Source organism: Mesorhizobium sp. M0195, assembly GCF_040322115.1.
Lineage (GTDB): Bacteria > Pseudomonadota > Alphaproteobacteria > Rhizobiales > Rhizobiaceae > Mesorhizobium.
Map to the genome: position 1 here is coordinate 480,462 of NZ_JAMYSV010000003.1, position 6,552 is coordinate 487,013.

Genomic DNA, 6,552 nt, shown 5'->3' on the forward strand with positions numbered 1-6,552 from the left:
CTTCGCGCGGGTTATAAACGAAACAAGAGAGCCCCGCCGGAACGATCAGGCGGGGCTTTTGCTTGTGACCTTTGCGACGGACCGCAGGCTCAGGCCCTGCCGTAAAGCGGCACCAGCGTGCCGCTGATGGCCATGTTGGCCGGCGAGGCGAGATAGGCAATGGCCTCGGCGGCCGCTTCAAGGCTGACCCATCTGCTGAAATCTGCGTTCGGCATGTCAGCCCGGTTGGCCGGCGTGTCGAGCGTCGAGGGCGCCACGGCGTTGACCAGAATGCCGTTGCCCTTCAGCTCTTCGGCCATCGCCACGGTCATCGCGGCGACTGCCGCCTTGGCGGCGGCGTAGGCCACCTTGCCGGAGCCGCGCCGCGGATCGAGCCCGGCTCGCGCGGTGACATTGACGATGCGGCCCGGCACGGAAGATTCCAGCATCGAGCGTATCGCCGCGCGGCAGCACAGGAAGGTGGTGCGGGCGTTGGTGTCCATCATCTCGGCGAAGGAGGCGGGCTCGATCTTCTCGACCGGCGCGGCGGTGAAGCCGCCGGCCAGATGCACCGATGCCCATAAATTCGGAACGCTGGCATAGAAGGCGTCGACCTTGGCAGGGTCGGCGAGGTCGACGTTATGCGCCAACCTGACGCGGTCATGCGCCGGGAAGGGGAAATGTGCAGGCGCGGCAGCGTGAGCGTTGGGCACATGGCAGATCGCGCCCTGCTCCAGCAGGTTCCCTACGACCGCGCCGCCAAGGGCACCGGTGCCGCCGGTCACCACGATATGTCTGCCGTCCAGTGTTTCCGTCATATTCGACCGCTCCGTCATTGCGCGCCGCCGATCCGGAAGGTCGCGCCTTTCGCGCGATCACTCAACCGAAATCTCTATGACGTAAGGTCGTCCAGTCGCCCGCGCGCGCCCAAGCGCGTCCGCCAAGCCGCCGGCGCCGGAAATCCGCTCGGCGGCAATGCCGTAGGCTTCGGCCAATTTGCAGAAATCCGGCGGTGCCGGGGAGACGCCGACCGGCTCGACGCCGACGTCGAGCATCGAGGTTTCGATCTCGCGGTAGCCGCGATTGTTCCAGACGGCGAAGATCACCGGCGCCGCAGCGTCGAGCGCGGCGCCCAGTTCCGGCAGGGTGAACTGGAAGCCGCCGTCGCCGGTGAGGCAAACGACCGGCGCCTCAGGCCTGGCAAGGACGGCGCCGATCGCCGCCGCCGGGCCATAGCCGAGCGCGCCGAAGCCGGTGGCCGCGTTGAACCAGCCGCCCGGCCGGTCATGATCGTAATAGAGGTTGGCGGCGTAGACCGGCTGGGTCGAATCGCCGACGATGATCGCGCCAGGCAGCGCATCGCGGATCGTCTCGACGGCGCGCAGTTGCGCCTGCATAGCCGGGCCGATCTCGGCAAAGGCCGCTTGCCGCGTCGCGGCGGCGCGAGCGGCGCCGTCGACCGATTGCGCCTGGCCCGTGCCGAGTTCGGCACCCAGCGCCTCGAGCGCTGCACCGCAATCGGCCTGGATCGAAATCCGGGCCGGCCGGCGGGCAAGCTGGTCGGCGCCGATATCGATGCGGATCAGATTGGCAGGCAGGACAAAACCGCCGTCGCCATAGCCATCATAGTCGGTCGGACCGAATTCGGTGCCGGCGGCAATGACCAGATCGGCGCCGGCCATCAGCGCACGCACCGCCTTCAGGCTGGGGCTGGCCGGCACGCCAAGCGGATGGCGATAGAGCAGGCCGCGCGCATTGGCGGTCTGGACGACCGGCGCTCCCAACCTCTCGGCAAGGCGCTGCAACGGTGCTTCGGCCGCTTTGGCGCCGCCGCCGGCCAGGATAAGCGGCCGGCGGGCGGACGCGCATAGCCTTGCCGCCGCGGCAATCGCCGCCACATCCGGCTCGGGCGGCGCTGAATTCCGCAGCAACGGCACGATGCTGTTGCCAGGCAGGCTCATGACATCGGTCGGGATCTCGATATGCACCGGACCCGGACGCGAGGATGAAAACAGCGCAAAGGCGCGGGCGAGCACGCCGGGCAGCTCGCCGGCGTCGGTGACACGGTGCGAAAACAGCGCCACCTTCTCCATCATGCCGCGCTGGTCTGGCAGTTCATGCAGATGGCCAAGGCCTTTGCCCAGCGTCGGTGTGGCGTTGACGCCCGAGATTACCAGCATCGGCACCGAATCGGCGCGCGCCTGGCCCATGGCGGTGATGGTGTTGGTCAGCCCCGGCCCGGTGATGACGAAGGCGATGCCGGGCCTGCCGCTGGCGCGCGCATAGCCATCAGCCATGAAGCCGGCGCCCTGCTCGTGGCGCGGCGTGACGTGACGGATCTTCGACCGCGCAAGCCCGCGATAGAGCTCGACCGTGTGTACGCCGGGAATGCCGAAGACTATGTCGACGCCGTGCGCTTCGAGCAAGGTGATGAGCGCTTCGCCGATGGTCGTCATTGTCTTAGCACCGGGCGTGTGAGGCAGGTCGGGCCGCCCTCGCAGGCAATGCACAGCGCATCGGCCTCGAATGTCGAGACCGTACAGCCAGCGGCCTGCATGGCAGCCGCCGTCTTCGGAAAACCGGCAACGGCGATAACCTGGCGCGGCGCGGTCGGCAGGACGTTGAGGCTGAGCCCATTCGAGGCGAAGAATTCGTCGGCGTCGCCCTCGACCAGCCGAATGCCGCGTTCGCGCAGCATTTGGTGGAAGGCGACCGGCAGGAGGGGCGCATAGACCAGCGCCAGATCGTCGGCGAGCGGGCTGATCACCGACATCAGGTGCAGGCAGGCCTCCTCGCCTTGCCAGAGCGGCAGGTCGAAGCCGTAGACCTGGATACCCTTGGGCGAAAGCAGGTTGGCGAGCTGCTGGATGCCGAGCTGATTGGTGCGCACGCCGCGGCCGACGGCCAGCGTGTTTGCATCCACCCACACGCAGTCGCCGCCCTCGACCTGGCCGGGAGCCTCGATACGGCCAAGGATGGGGATGCCCATGCGCCCATAGGCTGCCTCGTGCAGGCCTGGCTCGGGCCGGCGCAGCGCCTTGCCCATAGCGAGGATAACCGCGCCGTGGTCGGTCATCAGCGAGGGATCGTGGGTGAAGACCGAATCGGCAAGCCCGTCATCGGCGTCGCTCAGCCATTCGATTTCGGCGCCTGAGACAGAAATCAGCCTGGCCAGCGCATCATGCTGGGCCGCCGCTTTTTGCGGATCGAAGCCGGGGCCATAGTGCCAATCCAGCGCTTCGGCCCGACGCATGGCGCTGGCGGCGGAGCGCATCAGCACGCGCTGCAGCGTCCCGGCCATCGACTGCGACCCGTATGCTTTGACCACTAAATTCTCCTGAAACGCGCCCCTCCTGCCAATAGCCACTCGGCAGGCGGTGATCAATGGTCCAAAAACTGCGGTTGACGGAGGCAAGCGGAACGGTCCATCTTGAGAATCGGAACGCTGTCCAGTGACGGGTAATGGGTAAAAAATTCCAGCAAGGACTGCCTCGGTTGCTCCGCGGGGCGCCGCGACGATGACAGCGCCCGTCACCGCCCTGAAGCATCCGGCGCAGAACGGCGCTGCCGAAGCCATCCACGTCGAGAACCTGCACAAGAATTTCGGCAACCTGCACGTACTGAAGGGCGTTTCGCTGTCGGCGCGCGACGGCGAGGTGATCGCCATCATCGGCGGCTCAGGCTCGGGCAAATCCACGCTGCTGCGCTGCATCAACTGCCTGGAGAACCCGACCAGCGGCATCATCCGCGTCAATGGCGAGCAGATCCGGTTGAAGGCCGACAGCCACGGTCACACCGTGCCCGCCGACCGCAAGCAGATCGAACGCATCCGCTCCAAGCTCGGCATGGTCTTCCAGAATTTCAATCTGTGGAGCCACATGACGTTGATCGAGAACGTCATCGAGGTTCCCGTGCATGTGCTCGGCGTCAGGCGCGATGTGGCGATCGGCGAGGCGGAAAAGCTGCTCGCCCGCGTCGGCCTTGCCGAAAAACGCGACGTCTATCCCGCCTATCTGTCGGGCGGCCAACAACAGCGCGCCGCGATCGCCAGGGCGCTGGCCATCAATCCGCGCGTCATGCTGTTCGATGAGCCGACCTCGGCGCTCGACCCGGAGCTGGTCGGTGAGGTGCTGAAGGTGATCGGCGACCTGGCGCGCGAAGGCCGCACCATGGTGCTGGTCACCCATGAGATGAAGTTTGCCCGCGAGGTCGCGACGCATGTCGTCTACCTCCATAATGGGCTGGTCGAGGAAGAGGGGCCGCCGGAACAGATCTTCGGCGCACCCAGATCCGAAAGACTGAAGCAGTTTCTGCGCAATGTTGGATGACTTGCGAGAAAAGCAGACGGGAACGTCAAAGCAAAAAAACGGGAGAACTGAAAGAAATGAAACCTTTTCTCAAAACGGTGCTCGCGGCCACGCTGATCGCATTGTCGGGTGCATTTTCGGCAAGCGCCGAACAGATCAAGGTGGGATTTTCGCCTGAAGCCTATCCGCCGTTTTACTCGCAGGATGCATCCGGCAAGTGGGGCGGCTGGGAAGTCGACATCGTCAACGCCATCTGCGGCGAAGCCAAGCTGGATTGCGTATTGACGCCAGTCCCATGGGACGGCCTTATCCCGGCGCTTAAAACCAAGAAGATCGATGCAATCATGAATTCGATGTCCATTACCGACGAACGCAAGAAGGAAATCGACTTCTCCGACAAATATTATAACACGCCGACCGCGGTGATCGGCGCCAAGGATCAGAAATTCGATGCGACGCCAGAGGGGCTGAAGGGCAAGATAGTCGGCGTTCAGGCCTCCACGGTGCACGCCGCCTACGCCAAGAAGCACTTCACCGACGCTGCGGAAATCAAGGAATACCAGACGCAGGACGAGGCAAATCAGGATCTCGCCGCCGGCCGGATCGATGCCACCCAGGCCGATTCGATCGCGCTCGACGCATTTTTGAAGTCGGATCAAGGCAAAGCGTGCTGCGACCTCAAGGGTTATGTCGCACCGGACCTGGAAGTGCTCGGGCCTGGCGTCGGCGCCGGCGTACGCCAAGGCGACACCGAGATCAAGGATAAGCTCAATGCCGCAATCAAGGCTATCCGAGCCAATGGCAAGTATGCCGAAATCACCAAGAAGTACTTCGACTTCGACATCTACGGCGACGAGTCGCAGTCCAACTGACGGCAGCGGCATCAAGCCGGGCAGGCCTAGCCGCCATCGTCGCGATGGCACGTCCGGCTTGATACATCATTGGCGCCTCAACCCGGAAGTCCAGGGGGACATAAGCTGAGCGACGTTCTCGCCACCATGTTCGGAGCCAGTTCGCTGGAATTGCTGTCCTTCGAACCGCCGAACGGCAGGGGTCTCAACCTTCTGCACGGGCTGGCAAACTCGGTCGGAATTGCCTTCGGTTCCTTTGGGGTCGGTCTTGTGATCGGCGTCGGCGGCGCCTATGGCAAGCTCTATGGCGGGCCGGTGGTCCGTGACCTGCTGGAAGTTTACACCACAGTGGTCCGCGCCGTGCCCGAGCTGGTCCTGATCCTGCTGCTTTATTTCGCTGGTACCGACCTCATCAACCAGTTGCTTACCGCGCTCGGTTATGCCGCGATCGATATCAACGGGGTTGTCGCCGGCATAGGTGTGCTCGGGGTCGTGCAGGGCGCCTACTCCACCGAAGTCTTGCGCGGCGCGATCCGCGCCATTCCGCAAGGCCAGATCGAAGCCGCCCGGGCGTATGGAATGCCTCCCGGCCTGCTTCTCAGGCGCATAACGCTGCCGGCGATGCTGCCCTTCGCCATTCCGGGGTTGGCAAATCTGTGGCTGATCGCCACCAAGGACACCGCGCTTCTCGCGATCGTCGGCGTTAATGAACTGACCCAAACCACACGGACGGCAGCCGGCGCGACGAAGGCTTATTTCACCTTCTTCATGGCGGCGGGCGCGCTCTATCTCGTCCTGACCCTCGTCTCCAACATCGCTATCGGGCGCGTTGAGCGCTGGGCACGACGCGGCATGCCCTCGATCGCGGGATCGCATTGATGGCCGCCGAAACTCCGGTCATTGACGCCGCCGCACGGGCCTCGCTGTGGGTGCAGCCGCACCGCATAGCGCTGATCCTGATCGCGCTGGTTGTCGTAGTGGCATCGATTTTCCTCATGCGCTGGGATTGGCTGCCGGCCTATCTGCCGCTGGCCTTGCAAGGCATATGGCGGACCATCTGGCTGCTTGTGGTAACGTCGGTGCTGGGCATCGCGCTGGCCATTCCCCTCGGCCTTGCGCAGGTGATCGGCCCGCCGATCTTGAGTGTGCCGGCCAAGGTGTTCTGCACGATTATTCGCGGCACGCCGCTGCTGCTCCAGCTCTGGCTGCTCTACTACGGACTGGGTTCGCTGTTTCCGCAATTTCCTTGGATACGCGAGTCGTTCCTCTGGCCCATTCTAAGGCAGGCATGGCCCTACGCCGTTCTTTATCTGACGATATAGTATGCGGTCTAATGATTCCAAAAAAGAGCTGACGGGTGGGAGGGGGGGGGGGGTGGGGGGGGGGGGGGGGGGGGGGCTTGGGGGGGGGGGGGG

General features: G+C 64.5%; 6 protein-coding genes and 1 pseudogene. 4 read left to right on the forward strand and 3 right to left on the reverse strand.

All coding sequences use genetic code 11. The annotated features are described in order from the left end of the window. Window positions 1-89: 89 nt before the first annotated feature. Genes NKJ12_RS10470 through NKJ12_RS10480 form a run of 3 tightly spaced genes read right to left on the reverse strand, consistent with a single transcriptional unit; the run spans window position 90 to window position 3,280 of the window. Window positions 90-797 carry an SDR family NAD(P)-dependent oxidoreductase gene (locus NKJ12_RS10470; protein ID WP_352480696.1) on the reverse strand — a complete coding sequence of 236 codons (708 nt, stop codon included), beginning with the start codon at window positions 795-797 and terminating at the stop codon, window positions 90-92. Window positions 798-854: 57 nt separating this feature from the next. Continuing rightward, window positions 855-2,435: a 5-guanidino-2-oxopentanoate decarboxylase gene (locus NKJ12_RS10475; protein WP_352509792.1), complete on the reverse strand. Its 1,581-nt coding sequence runs from the start codon at window positions 2,433-2,435 to the stop codon at window positions 855-857. Beyond that, the gene (locus NKJ12_RS10480) at window positions 2,432-3,280 is read right to left on the reverse strand and encodes a dimethylarginine dimethylaminohydrolase family protein (RefSeq protein WP_352509798.1); all 849 of its coding nucleotides are present in this window, start codon (window positions 3,278-3,280) and stop codon (window positions 2,432-2,434) included. Before NKJ12_RS10480 ends, NKJ12_RS10475 begins: the two co-directional genes overlap by 4 nt. A 217-nt stretch (window positions 3,281-3,497) precedes the next feature. On the opposite strand from NKJ12_RS10480, the gene NKJ12_RS10485 reads away from it, so the two are divergent. From NKJ12_RS10485 to NKJ12_RS10500, 4 genes and pseudogenes are all read left to right on the forward strand, one after another. Next, window positions 3,498-4,307 carry an ABC transporter ATP-binding protein gene (locus NKJ12_RS10485; protein ID WP_352509793.1) on the forward strand — a complete coding sequence of 270 codons (810 nt, stop codon included), beginning with the start codon at window positions 3,498-3,500 and terminating at the stop codon, window positions 4,305-4,307. 56 nt (window positions 4,308-4,363) lie between these two features. Beyond that, window positions 4,364-5,158 (forward strand): transporter substrate-binding domain-containing protein, encoded by a 795-nt coding sequence (locus NKJ12_RS10490; RefSeq protein WP_352509795.1) that lies wholly within the window; start codon window positions 4,364-4,366, stop codon window positions 5,156-5,158. Between the two features lie 126 nt (window positions 5,159-5,284). Further along, the gene (locus tag NKJ12_RS10495) at window positions 5,285-6,016 is read left to right on the forward strand and encodes an ABC transporter permease (protein ID WP_254816058.1); all 732 of its coding nucleotides are present in this window, start codon (window positions 5,285-5,287) and stop codon (window positions 6,014-6,016) included. Beyond that, window positions 6,016-6,456 (forward strand): annotated as a pseudogene (locus tag NKJ12_RS10500) (ABC transporter permease subunit); the annotation flags it as partial. The gene NKJ12_RS10495 and the pseudogene NKJ12_RS10500, both read left to right, overlap by 1 nt. Between the last annotated feature and the right edge of the window lie 96 nt (window positions 6,457-6,552).